Here is a 16,597-nt window from a genome sequence, read left to right as displayed (position 1 = left end):
TTACAGTTCTTGGCAGAAAAAAGCCCTGGTGGTATTTTCAACTGGGAAATCCATTGATGAAAGTGTCGATCTATTTCGTTGCTGTATATAAATCGTTAGACGAGGTAAAAAGTGACATATCTTTTGCGATAGATAATAATGACGGGTTTTGGAGCAGATACGATGATGTCAGTAAATTATTAACAACGTGAAGTGTGCTGGGAGCGTAAAAGCGATTAATAGCTTCTTGTCAGCTCTTTTTTATACGAGCGGAGAAAATTGATTGATCGAATGAGCAAAAATGAAACCATCAATCCGTTTTTAATTTTCATAAAAGCCGTAGTCACCAGGCCAAGGATGTATCTGGTTAACAACGTGGAAAATTTATCCCTGATTATTTTGGGTTATAGGGTAGCAATTGGTCATCAACCAGGAGGGAAATAAGGCATAAGCCAGTTTATGGACAGTTTCGACGCTTATATCAATCGCCATTTTGATGCCGATGAAGAGGTGGAGTGGGCGAGGTTGATAAAATTTCACTGTGTGAACGATCGTGCCACGATCGATTTCTCTTTGAAGAATTTTAATGAGTTTGAGTCCATATATTACACTCACTAGCGTATTACATGAAAATTGCTTTAAGTTACACACGCAAAAAGGCTGACCAGGTCTCCCAGGTCAGCCTTCCATATTGCAGTCACACTACCTAATTGTAACTAACTTGCCTGGATGCAGCCTGCTTCTTTACAGCATGCCCCGCATACAGTATATTCTTATCATTATCTTCCACCAGCCAGAAGTGCTTGCCCAGGTCTACAAAGTTCCATACGCCCTTCACGCGTTTTCTTAAATATTGCAGCAGCTTTGGGATCGATACGTTGGGCTTGGAGCCGGTATGTTCTTTCCAATCAAGCCCGCTTGCCTGCAGTACTTCCTGCATTTCGCCGGGTTTAATGAACATCTTCCATACGTGTAGGTTCGGCGGCATAAACGCCCATCGCTTCCATTCCTGCCATATTTTAATCGCCACCAGTTTGCTTACAAACGTACGGTTGATGGTATCGTAAATGAATATGCCGCCGGGTTTCAGCACGCGTGATATTTCAGATACTACGCGCGGAAGGTCAGTTACGTGTTCCAGCACATCACAGCAAAATACGACGTCGAAGGAGTTGTCGGGGAACGACAAATGTTCTCCCGAGCCTTGTTCGTACCGGATGTTCAGGCCGCCTGCCTTTGCATGGTTGCTCGCCGTCGTAATCGATTCGGCCGCCGGGTCTATGCCGGTGGTGTCAAATCCCATGCGGGCGATTTCTTCTGTCAGGATGCCGCCGCCGCAGCCGACTTCCAAGGCTGTTTTTCCCTTTGGATCGATGTTCAGGCGTTGCAGTACTTTGGAAGCGTAACCTACACGCCAGGGATTGACGGAGGTTTTCAGGATGTGCAGCACGGTATCCGGTTTCCACCAGATGTCGCCTTGTTCCTTGTACACGTCATTATTTATCTGACGGTAGATCTCAGTGTCTATTTTTTGCATGAGTGGTGATTTTAATGGTTGGCGACGGGCACCAGTCCGTGCTGGAGCATAATTTGCTTCATCCTGGCCATGTCGGGCGGGCCGCCGGCTTTTAGTACGCCGAGGATGTCTTTGAAGTAATTGGAGGTAAACACTCCGGGGTTGGCATAGGCTAATATCTCTACAGTCTCGTCAGACTGGTTGGTAAAACTGTGTATGCGTCCACGTTTGATAAAATAATGGTCGCCGGCATGCAGTTCCAGCACCTGGTCGTCCACGGTGAGGGAGAGGGTGCCTTTCAGACCGTACAACGTTTCGTCGAAATTGTCGTGGTAATGTGCGGCCGGTACTTTGGCATTGGGATGGATCACCACCTTAAACAGGGTGAACTGTGCGCCGGTGTCTGCGGCATCAAGGCAAAAGTGGATTTCCAGTCCGTTGCCAAGATCGATCACTTCATTGGTCATATAGCGTGTTTGTAAAGCAAAGAAAGGGCAGGGGATGTGCAAATAACTTGTCTCAAATCAAGAAAAGTGTCACAGCCGCATATTTCTTTTCCTGATTCGGCTTAGTGTTTCCGGCGTTACACCGAGGTAGCTGGCAATCTGGTATTGCGGCAGCCGGTTGATCCAATGCGGCGTTTCTTTCAGGATGCGGCGGTATTTTTCGTCCGGCGTTTCTACGCTGATGTTGCTGAGCATACCTTTGAGCCAGGCAACTGTATAGCCCCGATTCTTGATCTGGTATAGCGCATAGTCAGGGATGGTCCTCGTTGCGTGCTCCCACTTTTCGCGGTCCATACACAGGATGTGACAATCTTCCACCGCCTGCATACTCATCGTAGAGGGGGTGAGGTTGATGAAGCTGTCCATTTCCCCACACCACCAGCCTTCTTCCGCAAAAAAGATGTTACGCTCATCGCCGTTCGCTGTGATATGATATTGCCGCATACAGCCTTTCATCAGGAAACATACCTGTTTTACGATAGACCCGGTCGTAAATAGCATGTCGTTTTTAGGCAGATAAGCTTCCTCGAACAAGGCAAGGAATTTTTCGAACTCCGTTGTAGGGAAATGATGCCGTTGCTGCAACGTGGTAAAGAGTAGATGCTCGCTCATGGCGGATAAAGATAGGGCGTGGGACTATTTTTATCAGTTAATTGTGAGGAGTGGAAGACAGAGAGAGGGTGTGCCTGGCAAAACGGGCAGGATTACTTCTGCAGATCAGGTCAAGATCGGCTGGTGGCAGCTGTGTCTGCAGTTCTTTCACCACGAATAGGTCCCGTTCCGAATTACTGAGAATGTTTGTTCCCGACGCAAAGAGTATTCTGTCTTTTATTTTTTCTTTTTTGATCAGTCCGGAAATATGATTGATCTGATAATGTTTTATTATCTTCCCCCCTCAGGCCAAATACGCCTCCACGTTTGACTCTTATTTGAACAACATGACAAAGGTCCACGCAGTAAAAGCTGCTATCGGCTTACTAATGCTGTTAGCCACCGCATATAACAACAGCTATGCACAAACGAAACGTCCGAACATTATCATTTTTATTGCGGATGATGTATCCTACAACGATCTCGGGTGTATGGGCCACCCGCTCATAAAAACACCGGCTATCGATAAACTCGCGGAGAATGGTCTCCGGTTTACCAACGCTTATCTAACTACGAGCTCCTGCAGCCCGAGCAGGGCCAGTATCCTCACCGGGAGGTATCCGCACAATACCGGCGCAGCGGAGTTGCACAGTGATATACCGGCAGGACAGGTGGCGTTCCCGAAAGTACTGAAGGAGCATGGGTATTACACCGCGCAGGCAGGCAAATGGCACTTGGGTACATCCGGCATAAAGCCTGCCGGCGTTTTCCTGGATGCTTTTGACCGGGTAGGCGGCTCCAGCGCTGAAGGCGGGGGACCCGGCGGGGAACAGTTGTGGGTTGATTACTTACAGCAGCGGCCGAAAGATAAGCCGTTTTTCATGTGGTTTGCCGCGCAGGACGCACACCGCGATTGGGATGATGCGCCCAAACCTGTTCAGTATAACGAGGGTGACATCAAAGTACCCGCTAACTTAATCGATTCCAAAGCTACACGAACCGACTTCGTCCGGTATTATGAAGAAGTAAGCCGTTTCGATGCATACGTGGGCAAAGTAGTGGAAGAACTAAAGGCACAGAACATTTTGGACAATACGTTCATTGTCGTGATGGCGGATAACGGTCGTCCTTTCCCGCGAAATAAAACCCGCATGTATGACGAGGGGATTAAAACGCCCTTTGTTCTTCACTGGCCCGCCGGCATCACCGGCGTTAACCAGTCATCAGCCAGCCTGCTGAGCGTGATCGATATCGCTCCGACGTTACTGGAGCTTGCCGGCATCGCACCCGTCGCTTCCATCCAGGGAAGAAGTTTCAAAAAGCTGCTGACTGATCCAAAAGCCAAATTCCGGAATTATGTGTTCGCAGAACATAACTGGCACAGCTTTAAAGCCTATGAGAGAATGGTGCGTACAGACCAGTATGTGTACATTGAAAACGGGCTGCCCGAACTCAGTAATGTAGGTGCTACAGACATCATGGGAGGAGCCTCCGGCAAAGAGTTGAAGAAGCACCACCAGCAGGGCACGACAACGCCTTTGCAGTCGGCGATCTTCCAGGTGCCTCAGCCGCGATATGAATTATATGACTATGTGAAGGACAAGGATCAGCTGGTGAATTTATATGGGCGTAAGGGTTATACTGCCCGTCAGCAACAGTTGGCTAAGGTGCTGAGGACCTGGCAAACAGAAACCGGCGATGATCAGCCCGACGATCTTACACCCGATTGGTCAGACAGGTGGAGCAACAAAGCGGTGGACCAGAAAGGAACACGAGGTACCATGCCGGGACAGCGGCTTAACGCAGCAGGCATCCACCGCCCCGGACCATTTTAGCCGGGCAAATTGCTTATCTTCGTTTAAACCCGATCCAGTATGCGCAGATCCACTTTCCCCAGTCTGATAGTAGCTTGTGCAGGCCTGTTTGCCTGTAATAATGCTTCCAAAAGCCCGGCCGCGAGGGATACCGCAGCTGCTGTTAATACCGATGTCGCTGTGCCCGTGGATACGAGTGTGGTCGTGGAAGACACAACGGTAAGCCTCATAAGAACCGTTCTTCAGAACGAACTGAAAGCCAACCTCCCGTCTGTTGACAGTGCCGACCGGCAGTTCAGCTATACACAGGCAGATCTGAACAGTGATGGCAAGCAGGAAATATTCGTTGGCTTCCGCGGAATGTATTTCTGCGGAAACGCCGGCTGTTCCATGATGTTGCTTGCCCACGACGGTAAAGTCATTTCCAGGTTTACCCTGGTACGTACGCCGGTGTATGTGTTAAAGACAGCTACAAAAGGCTGGAATGACCTGCTTATCGATACCAAAGGAGGAATGCGCATCGTGAAGTGGACAGGCAGTAAATATCCGGGTAACCCGTCCGTACAGCCGGCTTTCCAGGGAGATGCTCCGCCAGATGCCATCAAAGTGCTGGATGCTCCTGCCTGGACGGCATTCTAGATCATGCCTGTTTCCGGAGGTATTTCGTCAGGATAACAATCGTTTGTCCCTCGATTTTGCCTTCTATCTGTTCTGTATTGTCCGGCACCAGGCGGATGTTCTTCACCACTGTGCCCAGTTTTGCATTCAGCGTAGACCCTTTAACGTCCAGCGATTTGGTGAGTATCACTGTATCGCCGTCGTTCAGCAATGCCCCGTTTACATCACGGTGAAGGTCAACAGCGCCATCGTTTTCATGGTCACCGGTAGCTTTAGCGATATCCAGCAGCTCATCCGGCAGATAGAGCATGTCCAGGCTTTCCATCGCCCAGGTTTCCGTGCGCAGGCGGTTCAGCATTCGCCACGCAACCACCTGAACGCCTGGCACTTCGCTCCACATGGATGTTGTAAGGCAGCGCCAGTGCTCCTGGTCCAGCGGTGCTTTTTTATCGATTTGAGTACGGCAGTTATTACAGATGTTGATGGTGTACTCCGACGTTGCGTAATCGGACGGTGGTACTTCGTATAAGCTCAATTGGTCGGTAGACGCGCATAATTCACATTGTTGCTGGCTGCGGGCCGCTACCTGGTCTGCTATCTTCATGATTGGTTGTGTTTACGAGGGGGCGAATGTAGTGGTTTTTGCCGGGATGGAAAATGAGGGAAGTCATAGGAGCTGCGAATATAATTTCGATGCAGGTGGCATTATGGTAATTGATCCAGGAGTTCATCATATATGTCGTAGTTCTCATCATCGAAGCAAACGAATATCACCCGTTGTATCCCATTTGTCGTACCCAAAACCTCCAGCACTGTATCCATGGCGATTTTAGCCGCCTTCTTTTTGGGAAATCTGTAAATGCCCGTACTAATGTTCGGAAATGCTATGGTTTTCGCCTTATGCACTATTGCCAGCATCAGGCAGTTTCGATAGCAGGACGCGAGCAACTGCTCCTCGTTGCTTTTCCCGTTATTCCAGACAGGCCCTACGGTATGTATCACATACTTTGCAGGTAGGTTCCCCGCTGTCGTAACAACAGCTTCACCCACCTCGCAGCCGCCCTGTGCAGCCCTGATATTCATGCATTCTTCGAGTATGGCTTTGCCACCAGCCCTGTGGATCGCTCCATCAACGCCGCCGCCGCCGAGTAACGAGGTGTTGGCCGCATTAACGATGGCGTCGGCTTTGATTTTTGTAATGTCGTCCTGGATGATTTCTATCATAATTGAAAAATATGCCTGATGTAAAGATAGGGGTTAGGTTGTAATAGCAATGAATTGGTTTTACCACACATAAAACCCCCATCCCCCATTTAACGAAAATCCCGTATTTTCAGCCACCTCTTAAAATATAGCATTGCTCATGAGAAAACTACTTACAGGCGCTATCCTGTTAGGATCAACCCTCTCCTTAAAAGCACAGCAGGATGCCCGGCTGCTTCGTTTCCCTACGGTACATGGCAACCAGGTTGCTTTCACGTACGCGGGGGATCTTTACGTCGTTCCTACTGCAGGTGGCGTGGCGCGCCGCATTACCAGCCACCCCGGCTACGAAATGTTTGCCCGCTTTAGCCACGATGGGAAGTCGATCGCCTTTACCGGCCAGTACGACGGTAATACGGAGGTGTTCGTCATCCCCGCTACCGGCGGCGAACCGAAACGTATCACCTATACGCCCACGCTGGGCCGCGATGATGTGGCAGACCGTATGGGGCCCAACAATGTCGTTATGGGGTGGACGCCCGACGATAAACACGTGATTTACCGCGGCAGGGGCACGTCTTTCAATGCGTTCAAAGGAAAACTTTACCTCGCCCCGCTTACAGGCGATATCAGCGAGGAACTGCCTTTCTCCGTGGCTTCCTGGGCGTCGTATAGTGCCGATGGCTCTAAATTAGCGATGAACCGGGTGTTCCGTGAGTTCCGTACCTGGAAGAATTACCGCGGTGGTATGGCAGACGATATATGGCTGGTAGATGCAAAGTCAGGCAAAAGCGAGAATATCACGAATAACCCGGCACAGGACATCTACCCGATGTACCATGGCAACAAGATTTATTTCGTGAGTGAAAGGGATAAGATAGCCAACATCTTTGTATACGATACCAATACAAAACAAACGCAGAAAGTAACAACCTTCAAGGATTTTGATGTGAAGTTCCCGTCTCTCGGCGATAATGCGATCGCGTTTGAAAATGGGGGATACATTTACCTGCTGGACCTGGCTACGAATCAAACAAAGAAGTTGTCGGTCACAATCGCGGAAGACCTGGCCTCTGGCCGTTCCAAACAAATCGATGCGGCTGATTTTCTCTTTAGTACGGATATTGCCCCCGACGGCAAACGTGCGGTGATCAGCGCCCGTGGCGATGTGTTTACGGTACCATCGAAATCGGGCGTTACGCGAAATCTTACACAGTCCAGCGCGGCACATGACCGCAACGCGGCCTGGAGCCCGGATGGCAAGTGGATCACGTACGTGTCTGACCGCTCGGGTGAAGATGAGTTGTACGTCCAGCAGCAAGACGGTACGCAACCGGCCAAACAGCTTACTAAAGGAGGCGGCAGTTATAAGTTTCAACCGATCTGGAGCCCTGATAGTAAATACCTGCTGTACGGCACGCGCGGACAAGATCTCATCCTGGTGGACGTAGCTTCCGGCAACAAGACGCTGGTCATCCATGCAGATGACGGCACGCTGGGTTCCTACTCGTTCTCGCCCGACAACAAATGGATCGCGTATACTGTTCCTGGCAAAGCGCGGGAGTTTAGTGTGATACAGGTGTATAACATCGATACGAAGAAAGTGATTACGGTAACGGATACCTGGTACGATAGCGGCGGACCGCAGTTCAGCCCGGACGGGAAGTATCTGTACTTCGTGTCGGAGCGCGACTTCAACCCGACCTATAGCAATACGGAATGGAATCATGCTTATACAGATATGTCGCGTCCTTACTTCGTAAGGCTCAGCGCTGCTGCGAAGTCGCCGCTGGCCGATAAGAATGATGAGGTAGGGGCGAAGCCAGATGTGGATACCAGTCGTAAAAAGTCCACGGTAGTGATCGACGAAGAAGGTCTGGCCGACCGTATCGAAAGCTTGCCGGTAGCACCTGGTTCTTACGGCGGATTGGTACCCGTGGAAGATGGCGTGTACTACTTCACTGCCGGCCGCGGCGCACGTGGACTGAAATTCTTCAGCCTGGCCGACGCCAAAGAAACGGAGATCGGCACCTTCGGGGCCTACAGCATCACGCCGGATGCGAAGAAGATCCTCTTCCGCACGGGCGACGACCTCTATATCGAAAGCCTCAGCAAATCGAAAATCACGCCCACGAATAAAGTGGACCTTGGCGGCCTCAAGATGACCGTTGATCTGAAAGCCGAATGGAAACAGATTTACGACGAAAGCTGGCGCCAGATGCGCGATTACTTCTATGATCCGAACATGCACGGCGTTAACTGGAAAGCGATGCACGACAAATACGCGCCATTGCTTCCTTACGTAAATCACCGCGACGACCTTACGTACCTTATCGGTGAGCTGATCGGCGAACTGAATGTAGGTCACGCTTACGTGAACAGCGGCGACAGGCCGTCTGTCAACCGTATTCAGATGGGTTTACTGGGTGCCCGCTTCAGCCGCGATAAAAGCGGCTACTATCGCATCGATAGCATCCTGTCCGGCGAAAGCTGGAATAAAACCCTCGTATCGCCACTGCGCGCTGCCAATGGTAAAGTGAAGGCCGGCGAATACATTATTTCGATCAATGGCACGTCGATGAAGTCGGTGAGTAATTTATACGAGGCACTCGCTGGTAAAGCCGGTCAGCTGATCGAAATCGAAGTAAGCAGCTCGCCTTCCACTTCCGGCGTGCGTAAGCTGCTGGTGAAACCTATTGCGGACGAGGCCTCGCTGTACTATCATGAGTGGGTGCAGCAGAACATCGCCAAGGTAAACGCCGCCAGCAAGGGCCGGATCGGGTATGTACATATTCCGGACATGGGTGTAGATGGACTGAACCAGTTTGCGCGTTACTTTTATCCCCAGCTGGACAAAGAAGCGCTCATTATTGACGATCGCGGTAACGGTGGCGGTAACGTATCGCCCATGATCATAGAGCGGTTATTACGCCAGCCTGGCCTGGGTACGATGAGGCGTAACAATAAAACCGCTTCTATTAAGCCAGATGCACACGTTGGCCCGAAAGTGTGCCTGATCGACCAGTACTCTGCCTCCGACGGCGACCTGTTCCCATGGCAGTTCAAGTACCACAAGATCGGTCCGTTGATCGGTCAGCGTACCTGGGGTGGCGTAGTCGGCATCAGCGGCTCGCTGCCGTTCATCGATGGTGGCGATATGCGTAAACCGGAGTTCGCGCACTTCGCAGCAGATGGCTCTTCCTTTATCATTGAAGGCGAAGGTGTGCATCCCGACATTGAAGTCGTCAATGATCCTTACAATGAATATAAAGGCGTGGATACGCAGCTCGCAGAAGGGATTAAAGTGTTGTTAGAGAAACTGGGGCAGGGTGGAAAAACAGGCGTGCCGAAGATACCGGCGTTCCCGGATAAGTCGAAATAACCAAAGATGTTATATCAAGGGAGCCTGTAAATAATTCAGTTTACAAGCTCCCTTATTTGTGTTATCTCTTTTGAAACGCTAATAGAAAATATAATTGACGGAAGTAGAATGAAAATGAAGGTATGGCTGAAAAGTGGAATATTTGCCATCTATAAATCTTAATGCGGCGTTAACCGGCCGAAATAAATTTGCGGCGCCCTAAGTAATGATGTAGTTTGCAACTCTCAATGATAATCTCCCTATGTTTAGTTGGGTCGAATTATAGTTAATCTCCACTTTTTTAGACAAACGGTTGTAAACTCTTTACTTAAATTTTTTTTAACTAGCAATGTTAAATCGACTCCTGCTTTCCGGTGAAGCCCGGTACCTAAAAGTAATTAGACGAATACCTAAAGCAATAATTAAAAGCTGTCTTGACGAGGCCGCATCGGCAAGAATTGGTCACGCGCTTGAGAAAGATATTCGCGTAGAATCGAAATTTAAAGGAGAGGATTTTTACGTCTCCTACATAGAATTTAGGACGGAAGGGTTACCTCATTTTCTAAGCTCAGGTCCAGAGCGAAGCATAGGGCATAGTTACCTGCTCATCCTAGAAGTTGGTACATATTTAATTATTAGTAAATCGGGCGGAAAAGACATAACATCCTTACTAGAAGATTACACTGAGCGATTAGATAAGGAAGTGCTTACTGGTGCATATTTAGACCCGACGAGTGATTTTGAAAAGGCTGTGGCGAAAAATATCTCCACTAATGATCGTACAATGCAACGGCAATCTTTTGAGGCAAGACGTTTGCAGGAAGTAATGCCAGCTTTAACATTAAGCGGAAAATTGTTGAGCAACGTAAAACATCGCACTAGAGGAGAAGTGTATAGTATTACAGGTAATACGTCGAAGGTTAATATACTCAACACTAAAGTCGATTTTATGGGATATGTTGCACTTGTATTCGATGCCATTCAGCGTTTCAGTTTGCCCGTGGTTCGTCATAGCTTTTTGGAGTATTTCGCGATTCCGCTTGATTTTAGGACACATGTTAAACGAATATCGCCTACTCATTTCTTGTTTTTGGTCCACGAGTTTGTAGAGTACATTAATTTACACGCTAACCCCCGACCCCAGCTTGTTTACCGAGGCAACGATGGAGATGTAGTGTTGCCATATTCTGTCATGGACTATTTAAGTCGCTTGTCGAGTTGCTTAGCGGTGAAGAAAGAAAATGGCGGCAGCGTTTTAAAAATAGTGACTCGATTGGACCCAACGTTAAAATTAGATTGTCTGTCTCGGAGTTATAAGCTGTCAAGTGATTTGTTAAAGCATATTCACTTGATCTTTGACGAAAACTCAAGTGAAAATTTGCTAAGTCTTATTAACAGAAGAGGGCTGTTTAATCTTAATTTTGACAAACCAGATATATTCTATGCGTCTGGTAGCCTTTATAAAGACAACAAGTTACTTGGCAATATCGATAGCTTTTTAGACATGTTTGTCGCAGTGCCCGGACTAGAAATGGTAGATTCTGAAAAAGGCGCAATCGTTCAGACAGATACGATGTTCCCTGATGGTTCACTTTTTAATCTTCTTGAATCTATACTGCTTCCTGCTGTTGATCATTTGGTCTTGGATGACTTAGGTTATGAAGCAGCTGATTATCTGACGGTTACTTCAAGGAAAAAACTTCAGTTGATACACGGTAAAGTTAGTAAAAGGATTTTCTCGGCTTCGGCTTTTCAGGAAGTTATAGGTCAGGCGCTGAAAAATTTGAGTTTTTTTACAAATCAGGAGGGCGTTACCACGAAAATTCCCCTTTGGAATAGTGACTATAGTAACACTAGTATTACGCGAATAAGGTCGGGGAATGCCGGGGATATCGAAGGGGACATTTTAGCGACATTAAATAATCCGAACTGTGATCATGAGGTCATACTAGCGGTGAATTTCATCTCTAAAGATAGAATTACGCACGAGTTGACGGAGTTGAAAGCAGGGCGGAAAGCAGCTACTGCCACTCTGCCTATTCTTTGGCTATTAAGTACCCTTCGTAATAGTTGCGTAGAGCGAAATGTCAAAGTTTTCATCTGGTGTAGGCAATGAATTTTTCGTGATGTGGTTCGTGATTGGCTGGCGGCAATATCGTCTTAGCGCCGCCGGCCATTTTTGTGCCCTAATACTTCCAGTCTCAATTTTACCCCGAAAACCCCTAATTTTGCCGCCTAAATCAGTCGCAAACCAGGTGGAGCATTCCGATACGCAGCACAAAATCACCTATTTCCCGGAGCAGTCGGTGAGTGAAACTTCACTCCCCGAACGTTTCACGTTTCCCTTCTACTATGAGCCGCATCCGCTGGCCCGCTTAGCCGCGGCAGACCTGCAACGCCGCCTGGAGCAGCAAACCGATCTTGATCATAACTTCGGATTGGAAGAAGATCAGGACGGCCTCGTTATCGGGAAAATGTTCGGCGTACTGGTGGTACAGGATGCACAGGGCCGCCTGGGTTACTTATCCGGCTTCTCCGGCAAGCTGGCCGGTACGAACGATCACGGGGAGTTTGTGCCGCCCGTGTTCGATATGCTCGCCGAGGGCAGCTTCTTCCTGGAAGAGCAGGCTAATATCAGCCAGATCAATACGAAAATAGAAGACATCGAATCCTCCGAAAAATATCTTTTCCTAAAAGCTTCCATGCAGGCTTTAGAAAGTGAATATGAGAAAGCCATCGCCGAAGCAAAAAGAGTATTGAAGCAAAACAAGGCGCGGCGGAAACAACTGCGTCTCCAGCAAAAGCCGCTGTTAAGTCAGGCTGACTATGAAATATTCGAGGCGGATCTTATCAAACAAAGTCTGCGCGATAAACACCTTTTCAATGTACTGCACGCGGAATGGGAACAGCGGCTGGCTGCCATGCAAGCTGACTTGTCAGCCTACCACCTGGACGACTTAAAAGCAGAACGTAAAGAACGCTCGGCCGCCCTGCAGCAGCGCCTTTTCGAAGCTTATTCCTTTCTCAATATTGCAGGTAAAAGTAAAAGTCTGCAAGCGATATTTACACCTACCGCATTCGGTAAACCGCCCGCAGGGGCAGGGGAGTGTGCCACACCTAAGTTGCTGCAGTTCGCATTTACACATGGTTACAAGCCGCTCGCCATGGCGGAGTTCTGGTGGGGCTCGGCGCCTACCTCCGAAATCAGGAAACATAAACAGTTTTACCCGGCCTGCATGGGCAAGTGTAAGCCCATTCTCGAACATATGCTCGAAGGCATGGCGGTGGATGATAATCCGCTGCTGCAAACACCCGAAAAAGGATTGGCGCTGGATATCGTTTTTGAAGATGATAGCTTCGTCGTAGTGAACAAGCCGCCCGGACTTCGTTCCGTGCCCGGCATCAATGTGGCAGATTCTGTGTACAGTCGCCTGAAGCAGGCCTGGGGAGAGGTGGAACCAGGCATCATTCACCGCCTCGATATGGATACTTCCGGGTTGCTGGTGGTGGCTAAAACGCCGGAAGCACATAAGGACATCCAGCGGCAGTTTCTCAAACGTACGGTCACTAAACGTTATCGCGCAATATTGTCGGGCGTGATCGGGCCATCCGAAGGGCAGGTAGATCTGCCACTGTATGGGGATGTGTTAAACCGTCCGAGGCAGCTGGTATGTTTCGTGAATGGCAAACGCAGCGTGACGAACTGGAAAGTGGTGGAGCGATATGCGGATACGACGCGCATTGACTTCTGGCCGCTCACTGGCAGAACACACCAGTTACGCATGCACGCTGCGCATGAACTGGGCTTGAACACGCCCATCGTCGGCGATGAACTCTATGGCACCGGGGCGGATCGCATGTGCCTCCATGCGGCCTATCTTCAGTTTATACATCCTGTTACGAAACTTCCTGTCAGCTTTGAAGTGCCGGAGGCATTTTAGCGGTTAAATTATGGATACAATCAGTTAAAATCTATACCCCGATTCCGCTTCTAAAGGCAGACATTTGTATTATCCGGCGCTATGTTGACTGCGCACTATGAGCGGTGCCGGACGTTCCACTTATTTATTCTGAGAGCACGGCAAGTGGTCATTTTCGACACCTCATTTACAGACAACTTTGTTTAAATAACTGCACACACAGTAAGGACGCATTGTGCCCGTTATCGATATCGATTCATCAACGTTTGATGAGTTGCGCTATTCCTTTTCTCAAACCCAAAATCTCGAAACATGAAAAAACTTTTGCTCATTATCCTTTTCTTGTCGATCCGATGGACCGCTTATAGTAAAAGCGTGTACTATCCCACTCAATTTAGCTCTGCTCCGTGGAATGAATGGAACCCTAATTACAAGTATGAATCTACTAACTTCGTGATTTTCTGGGGCGCGAAAGTAGGTGCTAATCCCGCTACTTATGCAGATGCGAATCTGCGTTTCGATCCCGCGGCGATAGCGGCTAACCTCGAAGCCAGCTACAATTACTTTGTGAATACCGTTGGGTTTCACGATGGCTCTGGTAAGCTGGGGTTGTACAAGATGATCATCGTGATGAATGATACCTATAACGGCGCCGGCGGCCCTACGGGTTGGGCTTTCGGCGGTGCATACGATGAAATGATCGGCGCGATGTGGATACATCCTAACGCTACACGCGACCCCTATGTGATTGCGCATGAACTGGCGCACGCGTTCCAGAGTCAGAACCGTATTGACTTTAAGCCGACTGGCGGTGGCTTCAATAACTATGAGCCGGCTGGCTTCTTCTGGGAAGCACATGCCAACTATATGCGTTGTCTCCAGTATCCTACCTTCGCGAGTGATGATTTACCCCGCTGGCTGATGACCCGCCATTTTCACCTGGCCTCTACCCGTCACCATTACAGCACTTTTAAATGGTTGATGAACATCCAGCAGAACTTCGGTGGCGTAAACACCGTGAACCGCCTCTGGCGCGAATCGAATGCCAACGAAACAGCGATGGAAACATGGCGGCGCATCAGCGGGTGGACGCAGGCACAATTGTGTACGAATATGTATGACTACGCCAAACGTGAAGTAAATTTCGATTATCCCGCGCAGGGTTTTGGGGCGGATATCAGGGCGCAGATCAACATCTACAAAACCTCCGCTGCGGAAAATCACTGGCTCTGGCGGGAACATACGATCCTCACTCAAATCAGTGCCACCACTAACCGGTACATCGTTCCCAAATACATGGCCCCGCAGGATTATGGAATGAATATTATTCCGCTGCATCCTAATTGTTCGTCCAACACGGTGCACGTGAAGTTCAAGGGCCATACCGAAGTGAACGGCCAGGCAGGCTGGCGCTGGGGTTTTGTGGAGGTATTGTCGAACGGTACCACATCGGTATACGGCGCTACGCAGTCCAGCTCCGATGGCGAGGCTACCTACACGCTTACGAATGCATCTTCCAAATTGTATCTCGTGGTGATGGGCGCACCTACGGCCAAGCACGATTATGTATGGGAGCCTGGTCATCCGCGTATTCACCGCTATCCGTACGAGCTGCGTATCGAAAATGCCATGCCGGAAGGTTACCAGCCAAACTTCCGCGCCGATCTGAAGGCGCTGTACCCGGGCAGCGCGCATCCGAATGGAGGCGGCTGGGTAGCCAGTACGGCCACGGTAGCGGCCTCGGTGTATGTGGGGCCGAAAGCGGTGGTAGTGGGCACGTCTAACCTTACGGGCAGCGTAACGGTAAATGGTACCGCCCGACTGCAAAACGTGACGGCCGGTAACTCGGTTTCCTTTACCGGTAATTGTAATGTGTACGGCGGTAATTACTCCGGTACCGCCCAGGTGACCGATGCGGCGGTACTGTTCAATAGTACAGTATCGGGTAATGCGATCATCAAAGAAAATGGCTGGGGATACGGCGTTACGTATGGCGGCTCCAACGTAATCGTGGGCGGCGATGCGGAGATCGGCAGCTGTTCTACCGGCGGCACTTACCTGCAAACACCACACGGTAACAACGGCCGTAACAATTGCGACGGACTCGGTGCCACACACAGCTCCAATATCGACATCAACAGCAGTTATTCCAACTTCTCCGACGCGCAAATGGCATGGACGGCCATCGGCTGCGGCGGCGGACCAGTGCCCGGCAACATCGCCCCATTGGCCACTGCTACTACTTCCTACGTGTCGCCCTGGGAAACGATTGCCGCGCTGAACGACGGCTTTACGCCGGCTAATTCCAACGATAAATCCAACGGCGCCTACGGTAACTGGAACAATCCTAACTCCACCCAATGGGTGCAGTATACCTGGCCAGCCAGCTACACGATCAGCAGTGTACAGGTATATTGGTTTGATGACAATGGAGGCGTGTTAACACCAACAACGGCCACGCTTCAGTATTACAATACCAGCACGAATGCCTGGGTGAACGTAGGGGCGGTGCCTTTAACCAAAAACGCCTTCAATACGCTGGCGGTGCCGAATGTTACGACGGACCGGCTGCGCATCAACATGTTAAATACGACGCAATCCACCGGGCTGCTCGAATGGCGGGTAACGGGCACGCCGGCATCGTCGCTGATGTCTGAAATAGCAGTGGCGCCTAAAGTGACGGCAGTAGCATCGGAGGCAGGTCTTACGGTGTATCCGAACCCGGTGCAGTCTGCGTTCCAGGTGAACTTAACGGGCTTCAAGCCGGAAGAAGATGTGACGATCTCGATCTTTGATGTGCAGGGCAAGGTGGTGTTTAAACAGAATGTGTTGAAGCAACGTACCGTGAAACTCAATAAATCACAAGTTGCGGGCGGCAGCGGACTTTTCCTCATCAACGCGGAAGGATTGTCGGGCCGGGCGACCGGTAAGGTGATATTGAACCGCTGATAGCGCCTGCGGGCATAATGGAGCAGCCGGGTATTCGCCCGGCTGCTTTTGTATTGGGGATATCGTCAATAGCTTCGATAATTTGTGCATCCTGCCCCCGCAAATATTGTCGCACAACCAGGCGCTAATATTTATATTTG

At 49.7% G+C, this 16,597-nt stretch carries 11 protein-coding genes; 6 read left to right on the top strand and 5 right to left on the bottom strand.

The annotated features are described in order from the left end of the window. Positions 1-685: 685 nt before the first annotated feature. From ubiG to MKQ68_RS12705, 3 genes are all read right to left on the bottom strand, one after another. Entirely contained in the window at positions 686-1,516 is an 831-nt protein-coding gene (ubiG, locus tag MKQ68_RS12715) for a bifunctional 2-polyprenyl-6-hydroxyphenol methylase/3-demethylubiquinol 3-O-methyltransferase UbiG (protein WP_264279453.1), read from the bottom strand. Positions 1,517-1,527: 11 nt separating this feature from the next. After that, positions 1,528-1,962, bottom strand: coding sequence for a cupin domain-containing protein (locus MKQ68_RS12710; RefSeq protein ID WP_264279452.1), 435 nt, complete (start codon positions 1,960-1,962; stop codon positions 1,528-1,530). A 69-nt stretch (positions 1,963-2,031) separates the two neighbouring features. Next, positions 2,032-2,613, bottom strand: a complete 582-nt coding sequence (locus MKQ68_RS12705; protein WP_264279451.1) for a Crp/Fnr family transcriptional regulator — start codon at positions 2,611-2,613, stop codon at positions 2,032-2,034. Between the two features lie 326 nt (positions 2,614-2,939). Between MKQ68_RS12705 and MKQ68_RS12700 the strand changes: the two genes are divergently transcribed. Both MKQ68_RS12700 and MKQ68_RS12695 read left to right on the top strand, forming a co-directional pair. After that, on the top strand, positions 2,940-4,427 hold the full coding sequence (locus tag MKQ68_RS12700) for a sulfatase family protein (RefSeq protein WP_264279450.1): 1,488 nt from the start codon (positions 2,940-2,942) through the stop codon (positions 4,425-4,427). Positions 4,428-4,466: 39 nt separating this feature from the next. Then, complete coding sequence (locus MKQ68_RS12695) at positions 4,467-5,045, top strand: COG3650 family protein (RefSeq protein ID WP_244846021.1); 579 nt, start codon at positions 4,467-4,469, stop codon at positions 5,043-5,045. 1 nt (position 5,046) lies between these two features. Here MKQ68_RS12695 and MKQ68_RS12690 read toward each other — a convergent pair whose 3' ends face one another. Beyond that, positions 5,047-5,628: a PhnA domain-containing protein gene (locus tag MKQ68_RS12690; RefSeq protein ID WP_264279449.1), complete on the bottom strand. Its 582-nt coding sequence runs from the start codon at positions 5,626-5,628 to the stop codon at positions 5,047-5,049. 101 nt (positions 5,629-5,729) lie between these two features. Further along, complete coding sequence (locus MKQ68_RS12685; RefSeq protein WP_264279448.1) at positions 5,730-6,248, bottom strand: O-acetyl-ADP-ribose deacetylase; 519 nt, start codon at positions 6,246-6,248, stop codon at positions 5,730-5,732. Between the two features lie 139 nt (positions 6,249-6,387). Here MKQ68_RS12685 and MKQ68_RS12680 point away from each other — a divergent pair, with 139 nt between their 5' ends. From MKQ68_RS12680 to MKQ68_RS12665, 4 genes are all read left to right on the top strand, one after another. Further along, on the top strand, positions 6,388-9,609 hold the full coding sequence (locus MKQ68_RS12680) for a S41 family peptidase (RefSeq protein ID WP_264279447.1): 3,222 nt from the start codon (positions 6,388-6,390) through the stop codon (positions 9,607-9,609). A 328-nt stretch (positions 9,610-9,937) separates the two neighbouring features. After that, positions 9,938-11,704: a hypothetical protein gene (locus tag MKQ68_RS12675; protein ID WP_264283625.1), complete on the top strand. Its 1,767-nt coding sequence runs from the start codon at positions 9,938-9,940 to the stop codon at positions 11,702-11,704. A 112-nt stretch (positions 11,705-11,816) separates the two neighbouring features. Continuing rightward, a complete protein-coding gene (locus MKQ68_RS12670) occupies positions 11,817-13,529 on the top strand; it encodes an RluA family pseudouridine synthase (RefSeq protein ID WP_264283624.1) in 1,713 nt (570 codons plus the stop codon). 291 nt (positions 13,530-13,820) lie between these two features. After that, the gene (locus tag MKQ68_RS12665) at positions 13,821-16,457 is read left to right on the top strand and encodes a DUF6055 domain-containing protein (RefSeq protein ID WP_264283623.1); all 2,637 of its coding nucleotides are present in this window, start codon (positions 13,821-13,823) and stop codon (positions 16,455-16,457) included. Positions 16,458-16,597 lie beyond the last annotated feature (140 nt).

The sequence above is a fragment of the Chitinophaga horti genome (assembly GCF_022867795.2).
In the GTDB taxonomy this organism is placed as follows: Bacteria; Bacteroidota; Bacteroidia; order Chitinophagales; family Chitinophagaceae; genus Chitinophaga; species Chitinophaga horti.
The sequence above is the reverse complement of the archived record's forward strand: the minus strand, read 5'-3'. Positions and strand labels throughout refer to the sequence as shown.

Excerpts from the sequence above, each read along its gene's own strand:
- ubiG (WP_264279453.1), bottom strand. The coding sequence starts at position 1,516 with ATGCAAAAAATAGACACTGAGATCTACCGTCAGATAAATAATGACGTG.
- MKQ68_RS12710 (WP_264279452.1), bottom strand. The coding sequence starts at position 1,962 with ATGACCAATGAAGTGATCGATCTTGGCAACGGACTGGAAATCCACTTT.
- MKQ68_RS12705 (WP_264279451.1), bottom strand. The coding sequence starts at position 2,613 with ATGAGCGAGCATCTACTCTTTACCACGTTGCAGCAACGGCATCATTTC.
- MKQ68_RS12700 (WP_264279450.1), top strand. The coding sequence starts at position 2,940 with ATGACAAAGGTCCACGCAGTAAAAGCTGCTATCGGCTTACTAATGCTG.
- MKQ68_RS12695 (WP_244846021.1), top strand. The coding sequence starts at position 4,467 with ATGCGCAGATCCACTTTCCCCAGTCTGATAGTAGCTTGTGCAGGCCTG.
- MKQ68_RS12690 (WP_264279449.1), bottom strand. The coding sequence starts at position 5,628 with ATGAAGATAGCAGACCAGGTAGCGGCCCGCAGCCAGCAACAATGTGAA.
- MKQ68_RS12685 (WP_264279448.1), bottom strand. The coding sequence starts at position 6,248 with ATGATAGAAATCATCCAGGACGACATTACAAAAATCAAAGCCGACGCC.
- MKQ68_RS12680 (WP_264279447.1), top strand. The coding sequence starts at position 6,388 with ATGAGAAAACTACTTACAGGCGCTATCCTGTTAGGATCAACCCTCTCC.
- MKQ68_RS12675 (WP_264283625.1), top strand. The coding sequence starts at position 9,938 with ATGTTAAATCGACTCCTGCTTTCCGGTGAAGCCCGGTACCTAAAAGTA.
- MKQ68_RS12665 (WP_264283623.1), top strand. The coding sequence starts at position 13,821 with ATGAAAAAACTTTTGCTCATTATCCTTTTCTTGTCGATCCGATGGACC.